The organism is Blautia sp. An81 (assembly GCF_002161285.1).
GTDB classification, from domain to species: domain Bacteria; phylum Bacillota; class Clostridia; order Lachnospirales; family Lachnospiraceae; genus Blautia; species Blautia ornithocaccae.
On record NZ_NFHH01000011.1, the window covers coordinates 79535 to 105800 of the forward strand.

The 26266-nt window shown below is 43.5% G+C and carries 24 protein-coding genes; 3 read left to right on the top strand and 21 right to left on the bottom strand.

Annotation, left to right across the window (positions count from 1 at the left end):
• Positions 1–12 precede the first annotated feature (12 nt).
• The 3 genes from B5G33_RS11105 to gpr form a co-directional block, all read right to left on the bottom strand.
• Positions 13–879 (bottom strand): LicD family protein, encoded by an 867-nt coding sequence (locus B5G33_RS11105; RefSeq protein WP_087274750.1) that lies wholly within the window; start codon positions 877–879, stop codon positions 13–15.
• Between the two features lie 94 nt (positions 880–973).
• Entirely contained in the window at positions 974–2218 is a 1245-nt protein-coding gene (gene spoIIP, locus B5G33_RS11110) for a stage II sporulation protein P (RefSeq protein WP_087417703.1), read from the bottom strand.
• A 40-nt stretch (positions 2219–2258) separates the two neighbouring features.
• A complete protein-coding gene (gpr, locus tag B5G33_RS11115) occupies positions 2259–3170 on the bottom strand; it encodes a GPR endopeptidase (RefSeq protein ID WP_087274744.1) in 912 nt (303 codons plus the stop codon).
• A 189-nt stretch (positions 3171–3359) separates the two neighbouring features.
• Here gpr and rpsT point away from each other — a divergent pair, with 189 nt between their 5' ends.
• Positions 3360–3623 carry a 30S ribosomal protein S20 gene (gene rpsT / locus B5G33_RS11120; protein WP_158229608.1) on the top strand — a complete coding sequence of 88 codons (264 nt, stop codon included), beginning with the start codon at positions 3360–3362 and terminating at the stop codon, positions 3621–3623.
• Positions 3624–3695: 72 nt separating this feature from the next.
• Here the strand turns inward: rpsT and holA are convergent, their stop codons facing one another.
• From holA to argC, 11 genes are all read right to left on the bottom strand, one after another.
• Positions 3696–4673 (bottom strand): DNA polymerase III subunit delta, encoded by a 978-nt coding sequence (gene holA, locus B5G33_RS11125; protein ID WP_087417729.1) that lies wholly within the window; start codon positions 4671–4673, stop codon positions 3696–3698.
• Between the two features lie 47 nt (positions 4674–4720).
• Positions 4721–6970 (bottom strand): DNA internalization-related competence protein ComEC/Rec2, encoded by a 2250-nt coding sequence (locus tag B5G33_RS11130; protein ID WP_087417704.1) that lies wholly within the window; start codon positions 6968–6970, stop codon positions 4721–4723.
• Complete coding sequence (locus tag B5G33_RS11135; protein WP_242974678.1) at positions 6960–7898, bottom strand: GerMN domain-containing protein; 939 nt, start codon at positions 7896–7898, stop codon at positions 6960–6962. The genes B5G33_RS11130 and B5G33_RS11135 overlap by 11 nt, the downstream gene beginning before the upstream one ends.
• A gap of 11 nt (positions 7899–7909) precedes the next feature.
• Positions 7910–9334 carry a sensor histidine kinase gene (locus tag B5G33_RS11140; RefSeq protein WP_087274738.1) on the bottom strand — a complete coding sequence of 475 codons (1425 nt, stop codon included), beginning with the start codon at positions 9332–9334 and terminating at the stop codon, positions 7910–7912.
• A 134-nt stretch (positions 9335–9468) separates the two neighbouring features.
• A complete protein-coding gene (locus B5G33_RS11145) occupies positions 9469–10158 on the bottom strand; it encodes a response regulator transcription factor (protein ID WP_087274736.1) in 690 nt (229 codons plus the stop codon).
• Positions 10159–10168: 10 nt separating this feature from the next.
• Positions 10169–10798, bottom strand: coding sequence for a helix-hairpin-helix domain-containing protein (locus tag B5G33_RS11150; protein ID WP_087417705.1), 630 nt, complete (start codon positions 10796–10798; stop codon positions 10169–10171).
• Positions 10799–11082: 284 nt separating this feature from the next.
• Positions 11083–11514 (bottom strand): DMT family transporter, encoded by a 432-nt coding sequence (locus B5G33_RS11155; protein WP_087417706.1) that lies wholly within the window; start codon positions 11512–11514, stop codon positions 11083–11085.
• Between the two features lie 133 nt (positions 11515–11647).
• Positions 11648–12817 carry an aspartate aminotransferase family protein gene (locus B5G33_RS11160; RefSeq protein ID WP_242974679.1) on the bottom strand — a complete coding sequence of 390 codons (1170 nt, stop codon included), beginning with the start codon at positions 12815–12817 and terminating at the stop codon, positions 11648–11650.
• A gap of 10 nt (positions 12818–12827) precedes the next feature.
• The gene (gene argB / locus B5G33_RS11165; RefSeq protein WP_087274730.1) at positions 12828–13718 is read right to left on the bottom strand and encodes an acetylglutamate kinase; all 891 of its coding nucleotides are present in this window, start codon (positions 13716–13718) and stop codon (positions 12828–12830) included.
• A 13-nt stretch (positions 13719–13731) separates the two neighbouring features.
• On the bottom strand, positions 13732–14967 hold the full coding sequence (gene argJ / locus B5G33_RS11170; RefSeq protein ID WP_330396686.1) for a bifunctional glutamate N-acetyltransferase/amino-acid acetyltransferase ArgJ: 1236 nt from the start codon (positions 14965–14967) through the stop codon (positions 13732–13734).
• A gap of 36 nt (positions 14968–15003) precedes the next feature.
• Positions 15004–16044: an N-acetyl-gamma-glutamyl-phosphate reductase gene (argC, locus tag B5G33_RS11175; RefSeq protein WP_087417708.1), complete on the bottom strand. Its 1041-nt coding sequence runs from the start codon at positions 16042–16044 to the stop codon at positions 15004–15006.
• Positions 16045–16383: 339 nt separating this feature from the next.
• On the opposite strand from argC, the gene B5G33_RS11180 reads away from it, so the two are divergent.
• Positions 16384–17610 carry an argininosuccinate synthase gene (locus B5G33_RS11180; protein ID WP_087274725.1) on the top strand — a complete coding sequence of 409 codons (1227 nt, stop codon included), beginning with the start codon at positions 16384–16386 and terminating at the stop codon, positions 17608–17610.
• 65 nt (positions 17611–17675) lie between these two features.
• Here B5G33_RS11180 and hflX read toward each other — a convergent pair whose 3' ends face one another.
• The 7 genes from hflX to B5G33_RS11215 form a co-directional block, all read right to left on the bottom strand.
• Positions 17676–18935, bottom strand: a complete 1260-nt coding sequence (gene hflX / locus B5G33_RS11185) for a GTPase HflX (RefSeq protein WP_087417709.1) — start codon at positions 18933–18935, stop codon at positions 17676–17678.
• Positions 18936–19014: 79 nt separating this feature from the next.
• Positions 19015–20046: a tetratricopeptide repeat protein gene (locus tag B5G33_RS11190; RefSeq protein ID WP_242974680.1), complete on the bottom strand. Its 1032-nt coding sequence runs from the start codon at positions 20044–20046 to the stop codon at positions 19015–19017.
• Positions 20047–20087: 41 nt separating this feature from the next.
• Positions 20088–21434: a phosphoglucosamine mutase gene (gene glmM, locus B5G33_RS11195; RefSeq protein ID WP_087274722.1), complete on the bottom strand. Its 1347-nt coding sequence runs from the start codon at positions 21432–21434 to the stop codon at positions 20088–20090.
• 71 nt (positions 21435–21505) lie between these two features.
• On the bottom strand, positions 21506–22435 hold the full coding sequence (locus B5G33_RS11200) for a nucleotidyltransferase family protein (protein ID WP_087417710.1): 930 nt from the start codon (positions 22433–22435) through the stop codon (positions 21506–21508).
• A gap of 63 nt (positions 22436–22498) precedes the next feature.
• Positions 22499–23473: a methyltransferase domain-containing protein gene (locus tag B5G33_RS22365; protein WP_087417711.1), complete on the bottom strand. Its 975-nt coding sequence runs from the start codon at positions 23471–23473 to the stop codon at positions 22499–22501.
• Positions 23474–23976: 503 nt separating this feature from the next.
• On the bottom strand, positions 23977–24987 hold the full coding sequence (locus B5G33_RS11210; protein ID WP_087274717.1) for a GGGtGRT protein: 1011 nt from the start codon (positions 24985–24987) through the stop codon (positions 23977–23979).
• Positions 24988–25033: 46 nt separating this feature from the next.
• Entirely contained in the window at positions 25034–25726 is a 693-nt protein-coding gene (locus B5G33_RS11215; protein WP_087274715.1) for an iron-sulfur cluster assembly scaffold protein, read from the bottom strand.
• A 280-nt stretch (positions 25727–26006) separates the two neighbouring features.
• On the opposite strand from B5G33_RS11215, the gene B5G33_RS11220 reads away from it, so the two are divergent.
• On the top strand, positions 26007–26225 hold the full coding sequence (locus tag B5G33_RS11220) for an acyl-ACP--UDP-N- acetylglucosamine O-acyltransferase (RefSeq protein ID WP_087274714.1): 219 nt from the start codon (positions 26007–26009) through the stop codon (positions 26223–26225).
• The last annotated feature ends 41 nt before the right edge of the window (positions 26226–26266 follow it).

The following is a 26266-nucleotide window of genomic DNA, read 5'->3' on the forward strand; positions in this document are numbered from 1 at the left end:
AGAATTTTTTTATCATAAATCAGCAAATACCTCTCCAAAATCCAGCTCTTCCGGCGCATGATTATGTCTCTGATCCTCCGGAGGCAGTTCCATATAATCTTTCCCATATCTTCTTTCCAGGTATTTCTCTACATGACATGGAAATCTCAACTGAATATCTTCAAATTTTCTTTTAACTGTAGGGAAAATATCCTCTTTATTGATCACACTGGTATATGGCGTAGGATCAAAAAGATAAGCCACCCTTTTAGTATGTACTTTTCTGTACCGCATTGCGGCTTTTAACGCTCTTTTATAAAAAAGCCCCGTAGGGATATGCAGAGTTTTCAATACCCCATGTGCCAGTCCAGAGACCAGCAACGTAAGTTTCGCCTTCCATCCGGCTACATATATAGTAGGTGCCCCTACCTGCCGCAGCACCATAAGTTTTCCCCATGTCCAGGCGCTTATGGCTTGTTTTCTCAGAGCCTTTGTATCATCAGCTACATTATCAAAGCAAAATACATCTATAGCAATCCCTATATCCAGCCCTAATTTCTGCATCTCTTCATTTTTAAACACTGTTCCCGTGCGATACCATTTTGTAAGAATAACAGGGAAGTCCGAATTCGTATCAGCATTGACTATTCCATATCGATTTCCATATTCTGTCTCCGCGACTTCCAAAAAGCGCTCATAATCATCTCTTGTCATTCCTATATCGATATCATCATCCCAAGGTATAAATCCTTCATGTCTCACACCGCCAAGTGCAGTGCCGCCACATACAAAATAGTCAATAGAATATTTGTCACATAATGCATCAAAATCTTTTAATATTTCTATTTCTGCTTTCTGCAATTTCTTTAGTACATCAGGATCATATTCTCTATATAACATCTTTAACCCTCTTTTGGTCCCTTTCACATTTCTTTATAATGCTCATACTGTTCAGAATACCATATTTTTTCTTGTTTTTCCAGCCCTTTTCAACTCACGTCCCCGTCAAGACTTTATTCAGCACATCCGCCAGCGGCTCCATGGCATTCATCTCTTCCTCCACTGTATTTGTCTGAGCGCCGCATTCTACCAGCAGGGTCTTAGGCCGCAGATGGAGATTGTACCGATATCCTCTAAGATAAATGGTCCGGGCAAAATCCGGGTAATACTTTTCGCAGGCCAGCATCATCTGAAGAGAAAAAGCCAGATTATCCTGGATATAAGGGTTCGGAAGATAAGTAATCTCTCCATTTTGCTTTGTTCTGCTCAGACCGTTAAAGAACATGACCTTTGCAGTCTGCTTTCCATCTACCTCTGTTACCAGCCTCTGATTGTCTGCCACTCCGTCCCGGTGAAGGTCAATGACCACTTCTATGCTGGGATTTTCCTCCAGGACCTGGCTTATCCGCTCCTGGGCATAATTATAGGCCTGGTTTCTGTCCAGCTTTCCATCTACAATATCAAAAGTATCTGTCACATGTATCACGTTATATCCATAAGTTTCTTTCAGGATTTTGGTAAGATAGGCTCCCACCCCTACAATGGTAGTATTAGTATCCCCTGGTACAGAATCAATAAACTCTTCCTGAGAATGGGTATGATAGATCAGGATCTGAGGCTGGTCATTGCCTGTCTTCATCCGCAGGTCCATCTGTACCAGCTCCGGCGCATTCAGCTGTTCAGCCGTAATGCTTGTAGTGCTGTCCACTGTATAAAAATTGCTGAGTACGAAATTAAAATCCTGAAACTGTTCCAGGGAAATATCTGTTACAGGGGCTCTTTCCTGAGAAGCCGCCGTGCTCCTGGCCTCTTCTTCCACCGGTTCTTCCTGGGTGCTGTCCTCCCCTCCGGTAATTTCCAATCCAGAAGAATCCGGTCCTGCCTCCTGATTTTCTTCTGTAAGCCTGGCCTCCAGAAATTCCTGATTTTCTTCCATGATCCTGGCGCTGGTGGTTACATCCTCCCTGGAAATCTCCTTACTGTCGTAAGAACTGTTCAGCACCGGAATCTGCTCCTTTGCTTTTTCCATGGCCCAGGATATCAGATTATCACCCTCCCTGTTCTCGCCGGTCACACCAGGCAAATAGGTCTCAACTGCCTGCTGCTGTACATTCAGCATGATTTTTTCTACAGTTCCCTTATCCAGAGAAAGTCCTTTTATTACAATGTATACGGCCAAAGCCAGCATTCCTATCCACATCACCGCTGAAACGGTTTTTCCGGCTTCTTTTCTTTTCACCCAATCACCTCATATCTATATATGAGACAATCCTTTTCAATTATGCCTTTTCCGCGGTAAAGGTCATATTCAATCCTTCTGAAATTGTATATGCCAGACGTTTGATCGTATCATCCACATCCTTAGGTGTCACAAACATACTGTGAAGAGAAGGTGCGATCATTTCCTCCAGAAATTCTTTTTTCTCAGCCTCTTCCAGAGCATCCAAAAGATGGGACATGGCGTCGTGGACAATGGTAGCTCCATCTACCACTGTAGGCACGCCGATACCGATCACTCTGACTCCCAGTGTTTCCCTATTCAGCCCGGTTCTGTGATTTCCCACACCGGAACCTGGATTAATGCCGGTATCTGTAATCTGTATAGTCCTGTTCAGTCTTCGAAGACTTCTGGCTGCCAGGGCATCAATGGCGACGATAATATCCGGTCTGGTCTCCTCGATCACACCTCTGATAATTTCCATGGTCTCCATTCCGGTCTGGGCCATAACTCCTGGAGCCAGGCCGCTTACGCTGTGGACATGTTCCTCTCCCATACCCTGAGCTCCATACTCGTTAATAATATGCCTTGTAATACGGAGGTTTGCCACTACATCCGGCCCCAGAGCATCCGGCGTGATATCCCGGTTTCCCAGGCCTACCACCAGCACTTTCATATCTTCCTTCTTGGGAAGCAATGCCTTTAGATGCCTGGAAAGTTCCCGGGAAATCTCCCTGTGATAATCTTCGTCAGGCACAGACATATTAGGAGCCTCCAAAGTAATATAAACTCCCTGGGGACGTCCCATAGATTTGGCTCCGTTTTCTGTTTTAATCTTTACGACAGTTGTCCGAATGTCTTTTTCCTCATCATAATCTTCCTGGATTTCCACTCCTCTGATTTCTACATTGTCCTCTTCAAATTTCTCCTTTGTTTCCAGTGCCAGGTCTGTATGAATTCTTCCCATTGCCATGCTCAGTACCCTTTCTATACCTGTTTTTTCATATTTTTTGCATTTTGAAAGATTTTATGTATTGACAATTCTCCCTGAATACACTAGAATAAAAAAGCATGTGATATCGGAGTGTTCCGTGTCTTCTCCGATATGAAATAGAGAAATAGTAAATAATAATTTGAATGATCACATTTGGAGGTGTACACTTTGGCTAACATTAAATCTGCAAAGAAAAGAATCTTAGTAAACAGAACAAAGGCTGAGAGAAATAAATCCATCAGATCAGCAGTAAAAACTTCTATCAAAAAAGTAGAGGCTGCTGTTGCTGCAAAGGATAAGGAAGCTGCTGCTGCTGCATTAAAAGTTGCAATTTCTACAATTGATAAAGCAGCTACAAAAGGCGTTTATCACAAAAACAATGCCGCAAGAAAAGTTTCCCGCTTAGCAAAAGCTGTAAACACACTTGCATAATTTATAGACATATAATGAATACAAAGCCTTCTGGCTGCCCGTCATCGGCCAGAAGGCTTTTTTCGTTCTTTTTTAACTGCTGAATTTTATCAGGAGCAGCTCCACACTGAGGATGTCTGTAATCCGCCCGGTCTTCACCTTTTCTTCTGTATCCACACATTCCTGTACAATAGCTTCCAGCTCTTCTGCTCTGTATTTTCTTCCATAAGCGCTATAATTCCGTACCACAAAAGGCTGAAGCCCTGTCCTCTTGGCGATTCTGGCCTGATCATATCCTTCCTTTTCCAGTTCTTTTACCTGCCATATCATGTTAAACTGTCTGGCCAGAAGAAAAAGAATACGCATAGGCGGCTCTTTCAGTGCCAGAAGATCGTAGTAAAGATCCAAAGCACTTTTCTGGCGTTTCTCTGTAACAGCCCGGAGCATATCGAAGATATGATTGGAAATCTGACTGCTGCACACAGCCAGGATATCTTCCCTGGAAATAACTTCTTTCCCCATAGTATAGCTTAAAAGCTTCTCCAGTTCATTTTCAATATTTCCCATATCTGTTCCTGTCATCTGCAGAAAAAGTTCCATGTCTCTCTGAGTAATCTTTTTTCCTTCCCTTTTCAAAATTCCCAGTATCCATTTTATAAGAGTCCCTGAGTCCTGCTGCCCAAATTCCACAATTCTTCCATATTTTTTGACAGCTTTATACATACGGCTCCGCTTATCCACCTGATCTTCTACGAAAACCATACATAGGTATTCCGGCAGTTGAGCAAGATATTCGGGCAGTTCCTGGCACTGGTTCTTAAAAAAACCTGTATCCTCCAGGAAAATCACTCTTCGGTCAGCAAAAAAAGGCATGGTCTCCGCCAGATCTATGACTTCTCTGGGTTCCGTCTTTTTCCCCTGGAAGGCAGAAAAGTTCATCGTATCTCCCTCTGGTACCAGAGCCTTCTCCAGCCTGCTCTTATATTGCTGTAAAAGATACTTTTCCTCTCCGTAAAGGAGATATACCTTTTTAAAATCCTGATTCTGAATATCTTCCTGTAAATTTTTCATTCTTCTCTCCCTTTCAGGTTTTTCCTGTCCTATTCTAACACGGATTCCTAATACTGAAAAGACACCTGTATTTTTTCTTTCTTCCATACTGCAGATATGGCGCCCCTGTTTTTCGTCTCAAAAACAAAAATACCTTTCTTTTTCAGCCGCTCCATCAGCTCCTGATGGGGATGACCATAAAGATTATTCCTGCCGCAGGAAATCACAGCCGCCTGAGGGGAAACTATGTCCAAAAACTCTTCAGAAGTAGAGTTTTTGGAGCCGTGGTGGGCTACTTTTAGAATATCGCACTGAATGTTAGTTTCCCTGCACAGGGCCAGTAATTCTTCTTCCCCTCTGCCTTCCACATCTCCTGTAAACAACATGGAAAACTCTTCCATCTCTGCCCAAATCACCTGTGACCCTTCATTACTCTCCATATTCTCATTCTTCGGTGACAGACAGGTCATCTCCAGCTTTCCGTCTCTTATCCTGTCTCCCCTTCCAATATATAGGACCTCACAGCCGGCTTTTTCTCCTGCTTCTTTTATTCTCTGCTGCGTTTCCTCTGTTTCCCTGGATCTTGACAGAAAAATCCTCTGGATTTTTAATCCTGTCTCTCTTTTGGCCGTCATCTCCAGCAGCTCCAGAATTCCGTTAATATGATCTTCATCCATATGGGAGAGAAAAATCCCGTCTACCTTTCGAATTCCCTGTTCTTTCAGAAAAGGCAGGATTCTGTACTGCCCTGCTTTTGAAACCGAGCTGCTCCCTCCGTCAATCAGATAACAACTTTCTCTTCCTTTTTGTATACAGGCGCAGTCTCCCTGTCCCACATCCAGGAAAGTAACTTTCAGTTCTCCCTCTGGAAACCTGATAAACAGAAGCACAATTCCCACTCCCAAAACTATAACCTGGACCATCTGAGTCCATTTCCCAGAAACCTTTCTATCAGTTCTTATTTTCTTTATCCACAAAGTCCCTGCCAGCATCCCATAATAGACTGCACACTGCCACAGTTCTGGTCTCCCGGTTATCCACAGAGAAGCCGGCAGCTCCTGTATGATTTCCCCGCCTCTCAGATACAGTTCCAGAAGGATGATTCCCGGCAGCGCGCCTGCCTTTCCCGGAAGAACTACCGGAAGCAGTCCCAGAATACCGCCTGCCAGGCCGGAAACCAGAAGGATGCCTGTCGTAGGCAGTATCAGAAGGTTTACCAGAAATCCCCAGGTAGAAATCTCGTAGAAAAAATACATGGTAACAGGAAGAAGGATACTCCACACAGAAAGGCTGGAAAAAATCCCATTCTTCAATTCTCTCTGGATTTTCCCCCGGAGATTTTTTCTGTATTTTTTTCTCTCTGGAGGAAAAAGAACAGGATAGACCGCTGCCAGGCCGAAAACTGCCCCGAAAGACAGAAGGAAACTGCTGTCATACAGATAGAGCGGAGATTCTGCCAGGAGAAAGACAGCCGCCAGAGAAAGAGCAGAAAGAAAATCATATGTCCTTTTTAAAAGCATAGCTCCCACAGATACGCCAAACATCAAAACCGCCCGGACTGCAGCAGCCTGACTGCCTGTAAGTTCTCCGTAAAAAATCATCACTGCTGCTGAGATCAGACAAGAGGCTTTTATTGGCAATTGGCATTTAAGCAGTATTTTATAAAATCCCCATCCAAGAACAGAAAGATGGGTTCCAGAAATAGCCAGTATATGAGAAATTCCCATAATCTGAAACAACAGCTTATTCTCCTGTCCCAGATTTTCCTTTTCTCCCAGTATCATGGCTTCCATAATTCCTCCCTTTTCCTCCCCGAAAGCTTTCTGTATTCCTCCTCTCATTTTTTCCTTTACCCTTCCCTGAAAAGACAGCATCTGATTCTTGCCCCTTTGAAGGAGCTGCATCTCTTCTCCTTCCATATACCACTTTATATTCCTGGCATAGTAATAGGCACGTTCATTAAACTGCCCCGGATTTGCCCCTTCCGGAATTTCTTCCAGCTTTCCGTAAACAGCGATAAAATCCCCCTGTTCCGTCAGTCCAGAAAGCGCTTTGTTATCCATAGTTAATTTTATTCGTTCTGTGGGATGTTGTTCTTCTTGAATAATAAGATTTGCTTTTTTTAGATATAGATTTGTAATGGTGTCATAGACATCTTTTTGATAAACAATACCTGTAGCAAGAATGTTTTCACCTTTTACCTGCCCTGCCAGCTTTGGCGGAGAGCAGGTAAAAAAGGGGATTCCTGCTCTCCCCAGAAGCCAGATCACTGCCGCCCAGATGAAAAGGGCAGTGCACAGAGGCCTTTTAACTCTCATCTTCTGACTCCAGATAACTATAGTCCGCCTGATAGATCTGGTCCAGTTTCATGCTCTCTCTGAAGGTTACCTTGGTATCCCCTTCTACAGAAATCTGTACTCCATGGATATTGCAGGCATCTGTAAGGGAATTGACGATTGAGTAAATCGGCAGTTCCTGTTGCACACTCATAGTTTCTGTGAGAAAACTCTTATCCAGGTTTACGTAGCAGATACCCTCTACAATAGAGACTCCCAGAATCTTTGTATTAGAAGAAAGAGTTGGCAGCATGTCGTCTGACTTTGGCCCTTCCAATAGTCTTTCTACAATCACCCTCTCCAGAGGTACATTACTGCTGTAATGGATTCTTCTGTTCTCCCTTACCAGACGATCTCCATTTTCGTTGGCAAAATACAGGTTCAAATCTGCAAAAACATAAGAATTGATATTTTTTCCTTCATTTTCTACAAAATCACCTCTCTCCATGAGGCCGATTTCATTGCCGTCTGAGTCTGTCATAGGACTTCCATTCTCCAGAAATTCCACATATGTGACTCCGGGAATCTGAGTAAATGCCAGGACCATTCCTGTCCTCACCAGGATTTCCCTGGCATTATTCATTTTTTTATACTCTTCATCAAAGTTCAGTGTCACTGTCTGCCCCTCAAAAGTATAATTTTTCATCAGCACATCCTCTGGGAGCAGTTTGAGATATTCTTCCGAATCAGAAGGCTGTGAAAACATCTGATAAATTTCATCTATCATAGTCTCTGCATTCTCTTCAGAAGGTTCATAGGGCACTGTCTCCAGCTTTGTCTCTGACAAAGCCAGGTAATACATGGAATATTCTGTGGTTTCTTCTTCTTCTGCTGCACTTTCTCTGCACCCTCCTGCCGCCAAAAGACAGATCGCCAGAAAAACTGCCAGTATTCTTTTGATTTTTTTCAACCCAATACCCCCTATGCAATGTAGTTCAAAGGGATTCTTACGGAAAATGTAGTTCCCTGATGTTCCTCACTCTTCACCTTTATGGCGCCTCTATGCATTACAATAGCATTTCTGGTAATCGCCAGACCCAGACCGGTTCCGCCAATCTCTCTGGAGTGGGATTTGTCAACTCGATAGAATCTCTCGAATATTTTATCAATGGATTCCTCCGGAATCCCAATTCCTGAATCTGCTACTGTCACATAAAAATATTTATGATCCGCATTCAAAGTAACATGTACCCAGCCGTCTTCCACATTATATTTGATTCCATTTTCCACCAGGTTGGAAAATGCAAGGCTCAATTTCACTTCATCAATCTCTGCCACTACCGGGCGATAACTTTCCAGTACTAATTCCACCTTTTTTTTATCTGCAATAGGCTTCAGCCTTTTCAGGATATTCTCCAGCAATTCATTAATGCTTACCTTCTGGATATTCAGGTCTGCAGCCTTTTTATCCATCTTTACCAAAGCCAGAAGGTCTGTAATGATCTTATTTTCCCGATCAATCTCTACAGTAATATCCTGCATAAATTCTTTATAAAGCTCTACCGGCACATCTTCCTGGACAGCCAGGGAGTCCGCCAGAACCTTAATGGAAGTCATTGGTGTTTTCAGCTCATGGGACACATTAGCCACAAATTCCTGTCTGGAATCATCCAGAATTTTCATCCTCTTAAGGAGCTTATTAAACACATTTGTGATCATCTCCGTTTCTGTATAGTCCGTAACAGAAATTTCTTCATCCAGATAACCATCTGTCAGTTCTTCGATAGCTTTACTTACTCTTGAAAATGGCTTCACCAGAATCTTGGAAACCACAAAGCTCAAAAAAATAACAAGCATGCTAATGATCAACATCAGAAGATTTCCTCTGTGGGCCAGGATTTCAATCGTGTCCTGAATCTCCGCAGTAGAAGCGCTGATCAGCATTACGCCGTCTATCTGACCGGATTCTTCATTTGTCAATGGAATGGTCTGCTCTATATAGATATTCTCTCTGTCGTAATAGCTGGTATTCACTCCCTCGAAGCACTGGATCACTTCCTCCGAAAAAGTATACTTTCCTTCATCAATATCATAAGTATCCTCTACGATCCTGCCGTTTCTGTTTATGATCAGAACTCTTGCACTGAAAACAGAAGAAAGCATAGATAGCTCACTGTCTATCACTGTTGACTTCTGCTGCAGGTATCCCTCCCGCATCAGCTGATTTCCCAGGATATCGCACTGATTCCTTACTGTAATCTGCCTCAGTTCTACTGCTCGGTCCTCGTAAGAGCCAATAATCATTCCTTCTACTATAAAACCGGGAATAATCCCTATAAGGATAATGATAATCATAATCCGGAATCTGAGGCTTTTAAAAAATGACAGCTTAGGTTTTATACGCATCTGCACAGTCCTCTTTTCTTTTTCATTCACGACTCGCTGGTTCCAGTTCCTTCCCTGGAAGCCAAAAGAAAATTGGAGCCCCACAGCAAATCTGCATCAGCAGTTTCCCATGGCAGCTCCCGGCTTCTATATCTCTAGCCCTGAAAATAATATCCGATTCCCCATTTTGTGTGAACATATTTGGGATCACTGGGCACAGTCTCAATCTTTTCTCTCAGGCGCCGAATATGTACATCCACTGTACGTACATCTCCCGGATACTCATATCCCCACACCAGATTCAGCAGATTTTCTCTGCTGTATACTTTATTGGGATTCTTTGCCAAAAGCTCCAGAAGATCGAACTCCTTAGCCGTCAGATTGATTTCCTTATCAGCTATAAATACTCTTCTCCCCTCCAAATCCAGCTTCAACTCTCCGCTGACCAGTACCTTCTCTGTATTCTCTTTCTTATCTTCCTTGCTTGCCCTGCGCATGATCGCCTTTATCCTTGCCTTTACTTCCAGAATATTGAAGGGTTTGGTAATATAGTCATCTGCGCCATATTCCAGTCCCAGAATCTTATCCATGTCTTCTCCCTTGGCAGTGAGCATGATAATCGGAACACTGGAAAATTCTCTGATCTGCTGACACACTTCCAGACCCGTCATCTTTGGCAGCATAATATCCAGAAGGATCATATCATATTCCTTTGTTCTGGCTTTTTCCAAAGCTTCCTCTCCGTCATAGGCGCAGTCTACCTCCATGTCATCTTGTTCCAAGCTAAAACGGATTCCTTTTACAATTAATTTTTCATCATCAACAACCAACACTCTTCTGCTCATCTGCTATCTCCTATTCCACTGTTATATAAGGTTCTATTTTTTCAAAGGTTTTTCCTTTTATTCCTGAGACCTGCTGAATATCCTCAATGCTTCCAAAGCCTCCAGTCTCCTCTCTGTAAGCAATAATCGCCTGAGCCCGGGCTTCTCCTATACCCGGTATCTCCTGGAGCTCCTCTAAAGAGGCCTGATTAATGTTAATCCTTGCCTCCTCTGCTTTCTCAGCATTTTCTTTTTCCTGTTCCGATGAAATCCCTTGTTCCTTTAATGTCTGGGTTTCCTCCTTCGTGTAAACAAAAATTTTCTCTCCGTCAGATATTTCAGCTGCCTGATTCAGCCACTGAGGATCTGCATCCTCTGAGAATCCTCCTGCTGCCTCTATGGCCTGAAAAATCCTGGCGCCGTTTTCCAGCTTGTAGACTCCCGGATTTTTTACAGCTCCGCTGACATCTACCCAGATAGCAGAAGTTTCCTCCTGGATATCTTCTGCTTCCTGAGATTCTCCGCTGTTTTTTTCTTCTTTCAGAGTTGTTTCTTCCTGCTGCCCAATGAGGATTTCCTCCTCTTTGTTATCGCAGGATCCAAAAATAACTGCTATCCAGAAAATAGTCAGCAGCAACATACTTTTCTTTCTGTTCATCATACACACCTCCCTGTTCCAGTCAGACAGAAACAGTCCAGTATGTACAACTGTATTTATTGTAACGAATTTATAGACTCTTTACAATATCTATTTTCCAAGTTCTTTTAAAATCCCTTACAATTTTAGACATAATCCTCTATGTATTCGGCCTGCTGAAATTTCATTTTGGAAATAAATGGCTGAAACGCCTGAAAATATAATCTGAAATGTAAGTTTAGTATAGCATTCCCTCTGAAAAATCGCAATACAAAAAACAGCCCTCTGCGAGAGCTGCTTTTTGTACACTATTCCCATTTAAAGATTACAATTCCCACAATGGCCACAGCCATTCCCAGAACCTTTCTCCATTCAAAAGCCCCTTTCTCCACGCCGAACAGTCCCAGGAGCTCAATAATATAAGCCACCGCCAGCTGTGCCACTACGATGAGCATAGCTGATCTGGCCGGTCCAAGAGCGGACATGCTCTGGATTACAGTCACAGTGATAAAGGCGCCTATTACGCCTCCCAAAAGCAGGTATTTAGGATTTACTGAAGCCAGTTCTCCAATTCTTTCTCTGCCTGTAAAAACCCATGCGCCGATACAGACCAGGAGTGCAGAAAACTGTACCCACCCTGTAGACACCCACAGACTGGTCTGCTTGGTCACTGCCGTATTAAACACTCCCTGTATACTCATCAAAGCCCCGGATACAACAGCGATTAAAATTCCCCACATATATTATTCCTCCTTATGTTCAAAATACCGCCGGGAGTTATCTCCCATCTGCTATATTTTTCCCATAAGTCCGGTTTTCATTCCAGTTCAGATTCAGACAAACTGCTATATGAAAGAGAAGCGGGGTACTACACTAAAAAGAACGTTCCAGCTTTTCCGCCATTTCGTCTATGTCTGCCTCTGTAATAATCAGAGGTGGAACAAAGCGCAGCACATCAGTGCCAGCAGAAAGAACAAAAAGCCCATTTTCTATAGCCTTATTGATAATCTCTCCCACAGGTCTTCCAGATACTACAACGCCCTGCATCAGGCCTTTTCCTCTCCGCTCAGTAAGAAAATCATATTTTTCCACCAGTTCATCCAGTTTCTTTTCCAGATAAGGAGCTATTTTTTGTACATGCTCCAGGATTTTTTCCTCTTCAAAAAGGTCGAAAACTTTGCTAACTGCCCTGCAGGCAAGAGGATTTCCGCCGTAAGTAGTGCCATGGTCTCCCGGTACCAGAGAATTCTGGGCAGTTTTTTCATTCAGCACAAAAGCCCCTACCGGCACACCGCAGCCCAAAGCTTTTGCTGTAGTCATAATATCCGGCTCCACCTCATAATCCTGATAAGCAAACATACTGCCTGTCCTGCCCATTCCACACTGAATTTCATCCAGGATCAGCAGAATGTCCTTTTCGTCACAGAGACTGCGAAGACCCTGAAGGAACTCCCGGCTGGCAGGATAGATTCCTCCTTCTCCCTGTACAGGCTCCAGGATAATAGCGCAGGTTTTTTCTGTAATCTGTTCCTTCACGCTGTCCAAATCATTAAAATCAGCAAAACGGATCCCGCCGATCAGAGGTTTAAAGGGTTCCTGATAATGGGCATTTCCCGTAACAGACAGTGCACCCAGGCTTCTGCCATGAAAGGAGTGTTTCATAGCTATGATCTCATGATCTGTACTTCCATCCCTCAGCCAGGCATATTTTCTGGCAGCCTTGATAGCCCCTTCAATAGCTTCTGTACCACTGTTGGTAAAGAAAACTTTACTCAGTCCCGATGCCTTTAATAGCTTTTCGGCAGCCTCTGTCATAGGCATATTATAAAAAAGATTCGAGGTATGTATCAGTTTGTCAACCTGGTCCTTTAAAGCCTGATTATATGCTTTATTTCCATACCCCAGAGCAAAGACTGCAATTCCTGCTCCAAAATCCAGGTATTCTTTTCCATCCAGGTCATACAGTCTGACACCTTCTCCCCTCTCCAGAACCACAGGAAAACGATTATAAGTGTGAAGCACTGCATTTTCTGCTCTATCCATATATTCCTTACTACACGTCATAATATTGTATTCCATCCTTTCTCAAAATCGCAGTTCCAATACCTTTATCTGTAAAGATTTCCAGAAGAAGGCAGTGCTTAATTCTTCCATCCAGGATATGGACTCTGGATACGCCTCCTTCAATGGCATCCACACAGTTCTGCAGCTTGGGAATCATGCCTCCCCCTACATTCCCGCTGTTGATCAGCTCTCTTGCTTCTTTTACAAAAAGCTTGGAAATCAAAGTAGAAGGATCTTCCGGGTCTCTGTATACACCTTCAATATCTGTAAGGAAAGCCAGTTTTTCTGCATGCATCTGCTTTGCGATAGCGCAGGCTGCGTCATCTGCGTTAATATTATAGGTCTGGAAATTCTCGTCCAATCCCACTGGACATACAATAGGCAGGAAATCTTTTTCCAGAAGATCTGAAAGAATTTTAGGATTTACTTCTGTAATATTTCCCACAAATCCTATGTCCTGTCCATTAGAGAATTTTTTCTCTACCTTAAGGAGATTTCCATCTTTACCGCTGACTCCCACAGCCTTTACTCCCAGAGACTCTACCAGGGCTACCAGTTCTTTATTTACCTTGTTCAGAACCATCTCTGCCAGCTCCATTGTCTCACCATCTGTTACTCTCAGTCCATTGATAAACTGTGGCTCTTTGCCCACCTTGCTGACCCAGCGGCTGATTTCTTTTCCTCCTCCATGGACAATAATGGGCTTAAATCCTACCAGCTTTAAAAGTACCACGTCCTGGATAACTGTTTTTTTCAGCTGTTCATCTACCATAGCGCTTCCGCCATATTTTACTACAATAATTTTTCTGTTAAATCTCTGAATATAGGGAAGGGCCTCGATCAACACTTCCGCCTTGTCCAGATATTTCTGCTTTACCATTCCACTTTCCCCCTTATGAGCGGTAATCCGCGTTTATTTTCACATAATCATAGGTAAGATCACAACCCCAGGCCGTGGCTGTCTCTTCTCCCATTTTTATGTCAGCGATAACGGTCACTTTATCTTCTGAAAGGATTTTCGTTGCTTCTTCTTCGCTGTAATCCGTTCCGATGCCGTTCTTCATAATCTGTATTCTTCCTGCCTTGCTCTCAAATACCAGGTCCACTTTTTCCGGGTCAAACTGCGCCCCTGAATATCCCATGGCACACAAGATTCTTCCCCAGTTAGCATCATGACCAAAAATGGCGGCCTTCGTCAAATTGGAAGTGATCACAGATTTGCTGAGGGTCACTGCCTGTTCCTTTGTCTGAGCTCCTGTAATCTTGACTTCAAACAAAGCAGTGGCTCCCTCTCCATCTCCTGCGATCTTCTGAGCCAGCGTCTTATTTACATAGTCCAGTCCCTTCTTAAAAATCTCATAATCCTGATTTTTTTCTGTGATCTTAGGATTTCCTGCCATTGCATTTGCCAGGACTAATACCGTATCATTTGTAGATGTGTCTCCATCCACAGAAATCATATTATAAGAATCCTGTACGCTTTCTCTTAAAGCCTCTTTTAAAAGATTTTTATCGATATCCACATCTGTGGTCACAAAAGACAGCATGGTGCACATATTGGGATGGATCATTCCAGAGCCTTTACACATACCTCCGATAGTCACTTTTTTCCCGGAAAGCTCCATCTCTACAGCCACTTCCTTTTTCACTGTATCTGTGGTCATGATCGCTTCTGCCGCCAAAGTTCCTGCCTCTTTTGTTCCCAGAAGCATAGGGGCCAGCTTCTTTACTCCTTCTTTCAAAACTGCCATGGGAAGCTGCTGCCCGATCACTCCTGTAGAGGCTACCAGCACCTCTTCTGCAGAAATACCCAGCGCTTCTCCCGCAGCCTTGGCTGTCTCCTGGCAGTAGCTGTATCCCTCCTGCCCCGTACAGGCATTAGCAATTCCGCTGTTGCATACCACAGCCTGAACATAATCTGATTCCTCTACTATTTTCTGGTCCCACTTTACCGGAGCTGCCTTTACCACGTTTGTAGTAAAAGTGCCTGCACATACACAGGGCTTTTCACTGTAAACCATGGCCATGTCTTTTGTACCGCCTTTTTTTATTCCTGCGGCAATTCCTGCAGCCTGAAATCCCTGAGCCGCCGTTACGCCTCCCTCTGTTACATTTATCTTATCTTCCATTTTCTTCAAATTCTCCTTTCCTCAAAAACCGGCTTTTTATGGGAACATAGGCACCAGCTGAAGTCCCTGGGCCTCTTCCAGGCCAAACATAAGGTTCATATTCTGCACCGCCTGACCTGCAGCTCCTTTTACCAGATTGTCAATGGCTCCCATCATAATGATCCGGTTAGTCCTGGGATCGATCTTAAAATTAATATCCACATAATTGCTTCCCTCTACCCATTTTGTCTGAGGATACATATCCTTGTCCAGGACACGGATAAATTTTTCTTTCTTGTAATATTTGTGGTAGATTTCTTTAACCTCTTCATAAGAAACCTGCTTTGTGAGAGAAGCATAAGCGGTAGCCAGGATTCCTCTGTTCATAGGAACCAGATGAGGTGTAAAACTTAAAGTGATCTTTTTTCCTGCGGCGTATCCCAGCTGCTCTTCGATTTCCGGTGTATGCCGGTGATTTCCTACACTGTATGCTTTCATATTTTCATTTACTTCGCAGAAAAGATTATCCACCTTTGCTCCACGTCCCGCTCCTGAGGTACCGGATTTTGCATCAATGATCAGAGTATCCGGATCAATCAGTCCTTCTTTCACCAGAGGATAGCAGGTAAGTATGCTGCAGGTTGTATAGCATCCCGGATTGGCCACCAGCCTGGCTTTTTTTATGTCTTCCCGATTGATCTCACAAAGGCCATATACTGCTTCATGTATAAACTCCGGCGCTTTATGGGAAATTTTATACCACTCTTCATAGATCTTCACATCTTTAATCCGGAAGTCTGCACTCAGATCAATAATCTTTACTTTTGATAGAATCTCTACATTCACCATGGAAGCGCACAATCCCTGGGGCGTAGCAGTAAAGATTACATCCACCTGGTCCGCCAGCTCTGCCATATTATCATCCAGACAGGTATCTTCCACAAGCTCAAACATATTCTGGTAAACTTCATAATATTTTTTATCAATATAGCTTCTGGAGCCATACCACTTAATCTCTGCATTTTTATGTCCCAGCAGAAGACGCACCAGCTCTCCTCCAGCATATCCGGTAGCTCCGATAATTCCCACTTTAATCATATTCCCATCCTCGTTTTCTTTTTTTCTGTGTTCATCATACTCCTGTTCTTTCGCTCATGCAAGCAGAAGTTATGCATATTTTCTCTGAAATATTGAATAATTATACATCTCTCTTCATATATATGCAAGATATATTTTTTATTTTTCTATAGTTTACCCATTAAAAAACCCCGCTGTTTCGTGGTCATAATAATAGGTAATCTTTTATATAACTCTCTGTCATAAAGAAAAGCCTGGATTTTTTACAATTTGCTATTGCATAATTATAATAATTGTTGTATAGTACCAATAGCAACGAAATCAATAACGTACTTTATATATTTTCAGGAGGATGATCTTATGAAAGAAAAAGTTGTTTTAGCATATTCCGGCGGTCTGGATACCACCGCCTTGATTCCCTGGTTAAAGGAGAATTTTGATTATGAAGTTATCTGCTGCTGTGTCAACTGTGGACAAGGGGCAGAGCTGGATGGACTGGATGAAAGAGCAAAACTGTCCGGAGCATCTAAATTATATATTGAGGATATTGTAGATGAATTCTGCGAAGATTATATCATGCCCTGTGTTCAGGCAGGAGCTGTGTATGAGCATAAATATCTTCTGGGTACATCTATGGCCCGTCCTGGAATCGCAAAGAAACTGGTGGAGATTGCCAGAAAAGAAGGTGCTGTTGCCATCTGCCACGGCGCCACAGGAAAGGGAAATGACCAGATCCGTTTTGAGCTGAGCATCAAGGCCCTGGCTCCCGACATCAAGATCATCGCTCCCTGGCGTATGACCGATGTATGGACAATGCAGTCCCGTGAAGACGAAATTGCTTTCTGCAAAGCCCACGGCATTGATCTTCCTTTCGATGTCAGCCACAGCTACAGCCGTGACCGGAACTTATGGCATATCAGCCATGAAGGCCTGGAGCTGGAAGACCCTTCCCAGGAGCCAAACTATGACAACCTCCTGGTTCTCAGCGTAACACCTGAAAAAGCCCCTGACAAAGAAACTGAAATCACCATGACTTTTGAAGCCGGAGTTCCAAAAACATTAAACGGAAAAGCTATGAAAGTATCCGAGATTATCACTGAGCTGAATAGACTGGGCGGTGAAAATGGTATCGGTATTATTGATATTGTAGAAAATCGTGTAGTAGGAATGAAATCCAGAGGTGTCTATGAGACTCCTGGGGGAACAATCCTCATGGAAGCTCATGATCAGCTGGAAGAACTGATTTTAGACAGAGATACTATGGAAACCAAGAAAAAACTGGGCAGCCAGCTTGCTCAGGTAGTATATGAAGGAAAATGGTTCACTCCTTTAAGAGAGGCCATCCAGGCTTTCGTAGAATCTACCCAGAAATATGTGACTGGTGAAGTAAAATTAAAACTGTATAAAGGCAATATCATCAAGGCAGGCACTACTTCTCCATACAGCCTGTACAATGAATCTCTTGCCTCCTTCACCACTGGCGATATGTATGATCATCATGACGCTGACGGTTTCATTACTTTGTTCGGACTGCCTCTGAAGGTCCGCGCAATGAAGCTGATGGAAGCAAAGAACAACAATAAATAAGCCATACCCTAAGTTTTGATAGAGAAAAAACCGATGAGATTCGCACCCCTCATCGGTTTTTTCTATTAGTTTTTTCTGTCTTCTTCTATTTTTCCATAAATACTGGCAGGGACTCTGGCCTTTACATGTATGCCCTCAGAAGTATATTCTTCCACAAGGAGCTGTCCATATTTTCTGATCAGCTGAATCTTCCCTGCTTCCTGGTATCCATAGTTTCTTTCCAGATAAATCTGATTCTCAGTAAGGATTTTTTCCATAACTTCTTTAAACTCTGTCAGTCCCTGCCCTGTCCTGGCAGAAATCTTCAGCACATAGTCTGCCTGAAAGTCCCTGAAAATCTTTTCTTCTTCCACCTTATCCTGTTTGTTGAAAAGAGTCACTACTTTCTTGTTCTCTACTCCAAGTTCTTTCAGAGTCTGATACACCACAAACATCTGCTCATCCATCTGAGGATTAGAAGCATCCACTACATGAATGATCACATCTGCATATTTTGCCTCTTCCAAAGTACTCTTAAAGGCCTCAATAAGATGATGGGGCAGTTTCCGGATAAATCCAACTGTATCTGTCAAATACATTTTCTGTTTTCGGGGAAGTTCCAGAACTCTGGTCGTAGGGTCCAGAGTGGCAAACAGTTTATCTTCTTCCAGCACTGCTGCATGGGTAAGGGTATTCAAAAGAGTGGATTTACCTGCATTGGTATATCCTACAATGGCTCCAGTGAGCAGGTTGTCCTTCTTCCTGCCTTCCCTGAGGAGTTCTCTGTGGCGCTTCACCTGTTCCAGTTCCCGCTTTAACTGAGAGATCCTGGTTTTGATCAGCCTTCGGTCTACCTCCAGCTTTTTCTCACCGGGACCCCTTGTCCCGATTCCGCCTCCCAATCGGGAAAGGGATGTGCCAAGGCCTGTCAGCCGGGCAGCCCGGTATCTGAGCTGGGCCAGCTCCACCTGAATTTTGCCCTCGCTGGTTTTTGCCCTGGAAGCAAAGATATCCAGGATTACAACGGTTCTGTCCATGACTTTACATTCCAGTTCCCGCTCCAGATTATTCATCTGAGACGGTGACAGTTCATCGTCACAGACAATCCCCGTAGCATCCAGAGCCCGCACCGCCATCTGGATTTCCTCCAGTTTTCCGGTTCCTACATAATAGCCTGGATGTATCCCCTCACGGCTCTGAACTACTCTTCCTACAGTCTGGGCTCCTGCTGTCTCTACCAGTTCTTCCAGCTCATCCAGAGAATCCTGAACATCTTCATTCTCCCTGGTAGCCACTCCCACCAGGATTACTCTTTCTTTTTCTTCTTTTAACTCAAATAAATCCATATACTCTCCTATTCAAGTATTCAAGACTCCTTCGCAAGTCCTTAGCGGGATTCGGTCTTCTCCGGCAGACAGCTCAGCCCTATCTTGTTTCCAGAAAATAATTTTCTCTTATGGCGTCTTCGTCTGCAGGATACTGTTCCAGATACTGGCTGATTTTCTCCTTGGCAGTGTCATAATCCGCCATCCTCTCATATACGACAATCTGACTAAAAAGCAGTGCCTGATTTTCATCCTGATCGTCCTGTTCAAGCCCTTTCTGGATATAAGACAGTGCCGAGTCATAGTCTTCTTCGAGAACGGAACAGTATGCCAGTCCGCCGTAAGCTCCTGCCGTCAGTTCCTGTACATCCAGACACTGTTCATAATTTTCCTTAGCCTTCTGGGTATCTCCGGCTGCCAGGTACACCCGTCCCAGGTAGAGCTGCGCCGTGGAATATCCTTTGTCAGCAGAAGTCTTCAGTGCCTCTTCCGCATTTTTATAATCTTCCAGATAATAGTATATCCTTCCCCTGTGATAATAATCCTCTCCGTTTCCAGGATCGATATCCAGAGCCTCTTCCAGATATTCACTTCCATCTGCATTCAGCCCGCAGTCTCTGTACACCATATAAACATCCAGATAATCCTCATAATCCTTCGAACCTGATACTACTCTGGCAAAGTTAGTATCTGCCTGGCTGTAATCATCTAAGTGGAGATATGCGCTTCCTCTCAGAAAATAGGCATCTTTCTCCCTGCTGCTTTCTAAAAGAGTATCACAGGTATCCACACATCCCTGATAATCTCCCTGATGATACTGGGCGTCTGCAAGATATAAATTCAAATCTTTCCGCATAGCTCTGTCTGACCTTCCGGTCAGTCCCAGGGCTGTCTCAAATGCCTCCTGAGCCTTATCATAAACACCCTGTTCCGTCCAGGCAATGCCGATTCCTCTCCAGGATTCCACAGCATGATCGCCTTCCTCCACAGCATCCTGGAAGTCTTCTATAGCCTGGGTATAATTCTGCTCCTCCAGATTTGTTTTTCCTGTTTCATAAGATGTAGGAGCGCTGCTGCAGCCTCCCAGCAGGCACAGCCCAAAGCCTGCCGCTACAAGGATTTTTTTCTTCACCTGTACATCTCCGTTTCTCCAGTGTGCTGGCATATTCACTCTCAGTTAAGGACCAGATTCTCAGCCTCCATAACATCCACGATCTGCTGAACATGCTCTTCGCAAATCTGGTCTGTCGGAGCCTCTACCATAACCCTGATAAGAGGTTCTGTTCCGCTCTCGCGAACCAGAATCCTGCCGTCGCTTCCAAGAGCTTCTTCTGCCTTCTGTATAGCTTCTATAACCTTCTGATTTTCCCTGGCCTGTTTCTTATCGTGGACTTTCACGTTTTTCAGCACCTGGGGATAAATTTTTACTTCTCTCGTAAGGGTGCTGAGGGAAACTTTCTTTTCAATGATCACTTCCATTAATTTCAGTGAAGTGAGAATACCGTCTCCGGTAGTCGCATGTTTAGAAAAGATGATATGTCCGGACTGCTCTCCGCCAATGGAGTGGCCATTTGTCATCATATTTTCGCAGACATATTTATCTCCGACAGCTGTCTGTTCATAGAGAATTCCCTCTCTGTCCAGAGCTTTATAAAGCCCCAGATTAGACATTACTGTGGTAACAATAGTATTATTGTTCAGCTGTCCCTGCTCTTTCATATATTTGCCGCATACATACAGGATCAGGTCACCATTTACTTCATTTCCCTGATCATCTACGGCAATGCATCTGTCCGCGTCTCCGTCATAGGCAAATCCTACATCCAGCTGATTTTCTTTCACGAAATTTTTAAGCTCCTCAATATGGGTAGAGCCGCAGTTTGTATTGATATTGGTTCCATCTGGCTCATTGTGGATCACATAGGTCTTGGCTCCCAGGGCATCAAAAACACTTTTTGCAATGGCAGATGCACTTCCGTTTGCACAGTCCAGTCCTACCCGAACATTTTTGAATGCTCTGGTTGGAATAGAAATCAAATAGCCGATATAACGGTTTCTTCCTGCTGAGAAGTCCACAGTACGGCCTATATTCTCCCTTTTTGCCAGAGGCAGTTCAGGAATTTCTCCGTCAATATAAGCCTCAATCTGAGCTTCTACTGCCCCGTCCATTTTCTGACCATTTCCGTTGATAATCTTAATTCCATTGTCATAGAAAGGATTATGGCTGGCAGAGATCATAATTCCACAGTCAAAATTTTCTGTTCTTACTACATAAGAAACACTTGGCGTAGTCGTTACATGGAGAAGAAAAACATCTGCTCCAGAAGCTGTCAAACCTGCTACTAAAGAGTATTCAAACATGTAGCTGCTTCTTCTGGTGTCCTTTCCGATAACAATCTGAGCCTTATGTTCTTTTCCGAAATACCATCCCAGAAAACGGCCTACTTTAAAAGCATGCTCTACAGTTAAATTTACATTTGCTTCTCCTCGGAAGCCGTCTGTTCCAAAATATTTACCCATAACTGACTCCTTTACATCAAAATTCAGGGGTCAAAATACCTTTGACCCCATAACGTCACGGATTCTGCTCTTTATGCCTGAGGAAAAAGGGGATTCGTATATACGCCCTTTTCTTCCAGCTCTTTAAAGGATTTCATTACGATTTCCTTATCTTCCTGATAAGTTACACCGAACCAGGTGTCATGTGTTTTCAGGACAGAGACTTCTGCCTTTCCTTCTTTGATCATCTGGTCCACAACTCCCGGAAGAAGGTATTCTTTCTTGATATCTCCAGGCTGCACTCCAGCTAAAAATTCAGAGAAGCATTTTTCCAGCACTTCCATGAATTCTGGCTGGAATCCCCACATATTCATGGAAACCAGTGTCTGAGCATCCAGATACGTCTTTTCTCCTGTCTCCTCATCTACTGCTGCCGGACCTTCTTCAGTCTTCTGAATATTATAGGTCTCTGTAATACCTACCAGCTTTCTGTCAGGATTTAAGGCACATACCCCTCTGGTTACCCCGCCATTGTCGCTTAAAGTATTCTCCAGGATAAATCCTGCCATACAGATATCCATTTTCTCGCCGGTTTCCTTTTCTTCTACCAGATAGTCATGGATTTTCCCAAAAGCTTCCTTTCCATAATAATCATCAGCATTAATTACCAGGAAGGGCTCCTGGATTGCTTTCTTGGCCGCCAGTACTGCCTGGCCGGTTCCCCAGGGTTTTGTCCTGTCTTCCGGACAGGTAAAGCCTTCTGGAAGGTCTTTCAGATCCTGATATACATAAGCTACTTCTGCAACTTTCTCTATCTTGTCTCCGATGATCTCTTTAAATTCTTTTTCAATATCTTTGCGGATAATGAAAACTACTTTATTAAATCCCGCCTCTAATGCATCGTGAATGGAATACTCCATAATGATCTCACCGCTGGGTCCTACTTTTGCCAGCTGTTTGATCCCTTTGCCAAAGCGGCTGCCAAGTCCGGCTGCCATAATGACTAATGCTGTTTTTTTCATTTTTCCTTTTCTCCTATTGTATTTTTCTCGGTGCTACTAATATACTATAAAAAGCAGGAAATTTCAACCGGTCTTCCTTCCAGTCACGCAGATCATCTGGTCCTGTCCCCGATATATTTCTATCTCCTCAAATCCTGCTTTCTTCATCAGAGTCTCCAGTTCTTCCGGACGATAGATCCGCAGAAAGCCATCTATTTCAGGCCAATCACACTGGTCCGGATCACTGCCTTCATTGAGCACCGCAAACATTCCCTGGGGCTTCAGGACCCGCAGGATTTCTCTGAAAGCTTTTTCTACCTCCGGCCAAAAATACACGGTTTCTACCCCAGTTACCAGATCATAGGTGTTTTTCTCAAATGGCAACTTGGTCACGTCCCCCCGGCTTATATGGCATCTGCTTCCCAGATATTCCTGATTCAGCTCTTTGGACTGGGCAACGCTGACTTCAGAATAGTCCACGCCGTCGATAACGCTTCCAGCAGACAATTTCAGCATATCCTGGATTGTTGCTCCGCCGCCGCAGCCCACATCCAAAACCCGCATATCCGGACGCCATGGAAGCTTTGAAAGGCCAAAATCTCTCAGCGGCCCATGGCTCCTGTTCATCCTTTTCAGCATCTTCTCCCCGCTCTTTCCTTCCGGGCGGGCCGGATTTTCTCTTGTTTCTGTCATACTCAATTCCTGCCTTTCTTCTTCCCATATGACAATCTCTGAGTGAAAATACTGCCCCTGAAAATATATCTGTTCCTGTATCTGTTCTCTGGTAAAGGACAGTTTTTCTGGAGCCACCACCCATTTCTCTTCTATATCGTCCAGCCGGTGCACAATACCGATAATCCTTCCCGTAAATTCTTTCACAGGCTGGTCCACTCCCAGAATATATGCATCCTGTTCTTCGCCATCAGGGGCCAGGATTCCTTCTATATATCCATAATTCACAGGATAATACAGATTCTGATGTTTCGGATGAAAGCTTCCCATTGGACGGTCAACGGTAACCTTTACAAGTTTCCCTAACATGGCTGTTCCATCAATCATGAATTTCTCCTTTTTGTGTTTTAACGACTCTTGAATCTTGTTACCTGATATGATATATTATAGACAGAAAAAGGAGCAACCGCCCACAAGGGGTTGACCTCGTAATAAGGAAGAACATAGAATTACCACCTCATTACTCTGCCAAAGTTCCGGGGTGGTTTTTCTATGCTTTAAAACATTATCGACAGAACGTAAATACGAATGTCAGCAATGCTAAAATGAACGTTCCAAAAGCTATCCCAGCCACCCTGTAACACGATTACTCCGTAGACAGAGTATAACACACTCCATATGACAAGACAATCAACTTTTTGTTCTAAATGGAATTTTAGAATAAGGCTTTTTCAATTTGTAAACACTTCTGAACGTTAAAATGCTGTCAGTGTACAAGGAGCTGAAATATAGCTCCTTCTTTCATACGAAAATTTGTGTATTACACGGCAAAATTTAGGGCTTCCGTCGACTTTTCATATCAACGGAAGCCCTTATTTTTTTAATATTTCTTAGAATTTTCCAGCCTTAGCAGCTTCCTCAATAGCAACTGCAACAGCTACTGTCATACCAACCATTGGGTTGTTTCCTGCGCCGATGAGACCCATCATCTCAACGTGTGCAGGTACAGAAGAAGAACCTGCAAACTGAGCGTCAGAATGCATACGTCCTAATGTATCTGTCATACCATAGGAAGCAGGACCTGCTGCCATATTGTCTGGATGCAGTGTACGTCCTGTACCGCCGCCAGAAGCAACGGAGAAGTATTTCTTTCCAGCCTCTACGCACTCTTTCTTGTAAGTACCTGCAACTGGATGCTGGAAACGTGTTGGGTTTGTGGAGTTACCTGTAATGGAAACGTCAACGCCTTCCTTCCACATGATAGCAACACCTTCACGAACGTCGTTTGCTCCGTAGCAGTTTACTTTTGCACGAGGTCCGTCAGAGTATGCCTTACGGAATACTTCTTTCAGCTCTCCTGTGTAGTAATCGTAATCTGTCTCAACATATGTAAATCCGTTGATACGCGCGATGATCTGTGCAGCGTCTTTTCCAAGACCGTTTAAGATAACACGCAGTGGTTTCTGACGAACTTTGTTTGCTTTCTCAGCAATACCGATAGCGCCTTCTGCTGCTGCGAAAGATTCATGTCCTGCCAGGAAACAGAAGCAGTCTGTGTCTTCTTCCAGAAGCATTTTTCCTAAGTTACCATGTCCCAGACCTACTTTACGCTGATCTGCTACAGAACCTGGAATACAGAAAGCCTGAAGACCTTCGCCGATAGCTGCTGCTGCATCTGCCGCTCTCTTGCAGTCTTTCTTGATAGCGATAGCAGCGCCTACGATGTAAGCCCAGCATGCGTTTTCAAAGCAGATTGGCTGAATGCCTTTTACCATATCGTATACGTTTAACCCGGCGTCTTTTGTAATTTTTTCAGCTTCTTCGATGGAAGCAATACCATAGCTATTTAAAACCTGATTGATCTTGTCAATTCTTCTTTCATATGATTCAAATAAAGCCATTATGAAATCCTCCTATAATCATTACCTTTTGCTGCGTTTCGTCTCATTACTCTTCTCTTGGGTCAATGATCTTAACAGCGTCAGCAACACGTCCGTACTGTCCCTGTGCTTTTTCCCAAGCTACGTTTGGCTCGTCACCTTTCTTGATGAAATCTGTGAGTTTGCCAAGGTTTACGAATTTATAACCGATGATCTGGTCATCTTCGTCTAATGCGATTCCTGTAACGTAGCCTTCAGCCATTTCCAGATAACGAGGACCTTTCTTTAATGTTCCGTACATAGTACCAACCTGGGATCTCAGACCTTTTCCTAAGTCTTCCAGACCTGCTCCGATTGGAAGTCCGTCTTCAGAGAATGCGCTCTGTGTACGTCCGTAAACGATCTGCAGGAATAATTCTCTCATAGCTGTATTGATTGCGTCACAAACAAGGTCTGTATTTAACGCTTCCAGAATAGTTCTTCCTGGTAAAATCTCAGAAGCCATGGCTGCTGAATGAGTCATACCTGAGCATCCCAGTGTCTCAACTAAGGCTTCCTGAATGATTCCGTCCTTAACATTCAGAGTCAGCTTACATGCACCCTGCTGAGGAGCACACCAGCCAACGCCATGTGTTAAACCTGAAATGTCTTTGATTTCTTTTGCTTTTACCCATTTTGCTTCTTCTGGGATTGGAGCTGCTCCGTGGTTCACACCCTGAGCTACTGGACACATTTTTTCTACTTCATGTGAATAAATCATTTTAAAACTCCTTTCAAGTATAAATTACTTAAAGTGCGCCGTATACGACACCTTATTCACAAACATTTTCTCACAAAGTGACAAAAAAATCCAGACCTATTTTTTTCGATTTCCATAGTTTTTGCAACTGTTCTATGATATATAGCTGAATACTTCTAGTCTGGGGTTCATGATTTTTTGAATCCCCCTGGCAAATCCCATAAAATAATGCTAAAATAAGTAAAACAACATCTTTATTATATTATTTTTTAGTTTTTCTCAAGAAAAGGAGGTATTTTGTATGAAAACTTATGAAATGATTCATGAAATCAGCGACATGTGCCGAGGCAAAATGGATTCTGATATTTCAGAAATTGAGACAGACAACCTGGATGAATACATGAGAACCCATATCAGCAAAGCGGCCACCTGTGAAAAAACCGAGCTGGAAAGCGGCGCTATTGTTTATGATGTGGTAACCAACGGGCTGAAAGAAAGATTCTCTTTCACAGAAATCTAAACTTACTTGTTTTATCATAAACTTATAAAGGGAGCGCAGTG

Bases quoted from the DNA above. Each gene is read 5' to 3' on its own strand.
- B5G33_RS11220 (WP_087274714.1), top strand. From the start codon at position 26,007: ATGAAAACTTATGAAATGATTCATGAAATCAGCGACATGTGCCGAGGC.
- gpr (WP_087274744.1), bottom strand. From the start codon at position 3,170: ATGGCAATGGGAAGAATTCATACAGACCTGGCACTGGAAACAAAGGAG.
- holA (WP_087417729.1), bottom strand. From the start codon at position 4,673: ATGAAAAATTTACAGGAAGATATTCAGAATCAGGATTTTAAAAAGGTA.
- B5G33_RS11150 (WP_087417705.1), bottom strand. From the start codon at position 10,798: ATGATGAACAGAAAGAAAAGTATGTTGCTGCTGACTATTTTCTGGATA.
- argC (WP_087417708.1), bottom strand. From the start codon at position 16,044: ATGATTAAAGTGGGAATTATCGGAGCTACCGGATATGCTGGAGGAGAG.
- argB (WP_087274730.1), bottom strand. From the start codon at position 13,718: ATGGTAAAGCAGAAATATCTGGACAAGGCGGAAGTGTTGATCGAGGCC.
- B5G33_RS11105 (WP_087274750.1), bottom strand. From the start codon at position 879: ATGTTATATAGAGAATATGATCCTGATGTACTAAAGAAATTGCAGAAA.
- glmM (WP_087274722.1), bottom strand. From the start codon at position 21,434: ATGGGTAAATATTTTGGAACAGACGGCTTCCGAGGAGAAGCAAATGTA.
- B5G33_RS11130 (WP_087417704.1), bottom strand. From the start codon at position 6,970: ATGAGAGTTAAAAGGCCTCTGTGCACTGCCCTTTTCATCTGGGCGGCA.
- B5G33_RS11145 (WP_087274736.1), bottom strand. From the start codon at position 10,158: ATGAGCAGAAGAGTGTTGGTTGTTGATGATGAAAAATTAATTGTAAAA.
- B5G33_RS11215 (WP_087274715.1), bottom strand. From the start codon at position 25,726: ATGATTTATTCACATGAAGTAGAAAAAATGTGTCCAGTAGCTCAGGGT.
- B5G33_RS22365 (WP_087417711.1), bottom strand. From the start codon at position 23,473: ATGATTGATGGAACAGCCATGTTAGGGAAACTTGTAAAGGTTACCGTT.
- B5G33_RS11140 (WP_087274738.1), bottom strand. From the start codon at position 9,334: ATGCGTATAAAACCTAAGCTGTCATTTTTTAAAAGCCTCAGATTCCGG.
- B5G33_RS11200 (WP_087417710.1), bottom strand. From the start codon at position 22,435: ATGAAAAAAACAGCATTAGTCATTATGGCAGCCGGACTTGGCAGCCGC.
- B5G33_RS11155 (WP_087417706.1), bottom strand. From the start codon at position 11,514: ATGTGGGGAATTTTAATCGCTGTTGTATCCGGGGCTTTGATGAGTATA.
- hflX (WP_087417709.1), bottom strand. From the start codon at position 18,935: ATGGATTTATTTGAGTTAAAAGAAGAAAAAGAAAGAGTAATCCTGGTG.
- argJ (WP_330396686.1), bottom strand. From the start codon at position 14,967: ATGGAAGATAAGATAAATGTAACAGAGGGAGGCGTAACGGCGGCTCAG.
- B5G33_RS11210 (WP_087274717.1), bottom strand. From the start codon at position 24,987: ATGGCTTTATTTGAATCATATGAAAGAAGAATTGACAAGATCAATCAG.
- B5G33_RS11160 (WP_242974679.1), bottom strand. From the start codon at position 12,817: ATGGATAGAGCAGAAAATGCAGTGCTTCACACTTATAATCGTTTTCCT.
- B5G33_RS11180 (WP_087274725.1), top strand. From the start codon at position 16,384: ATGAAAGAAAAAGTTGTTTTAGCATATTCCGGCGGTCTGGATACCACC.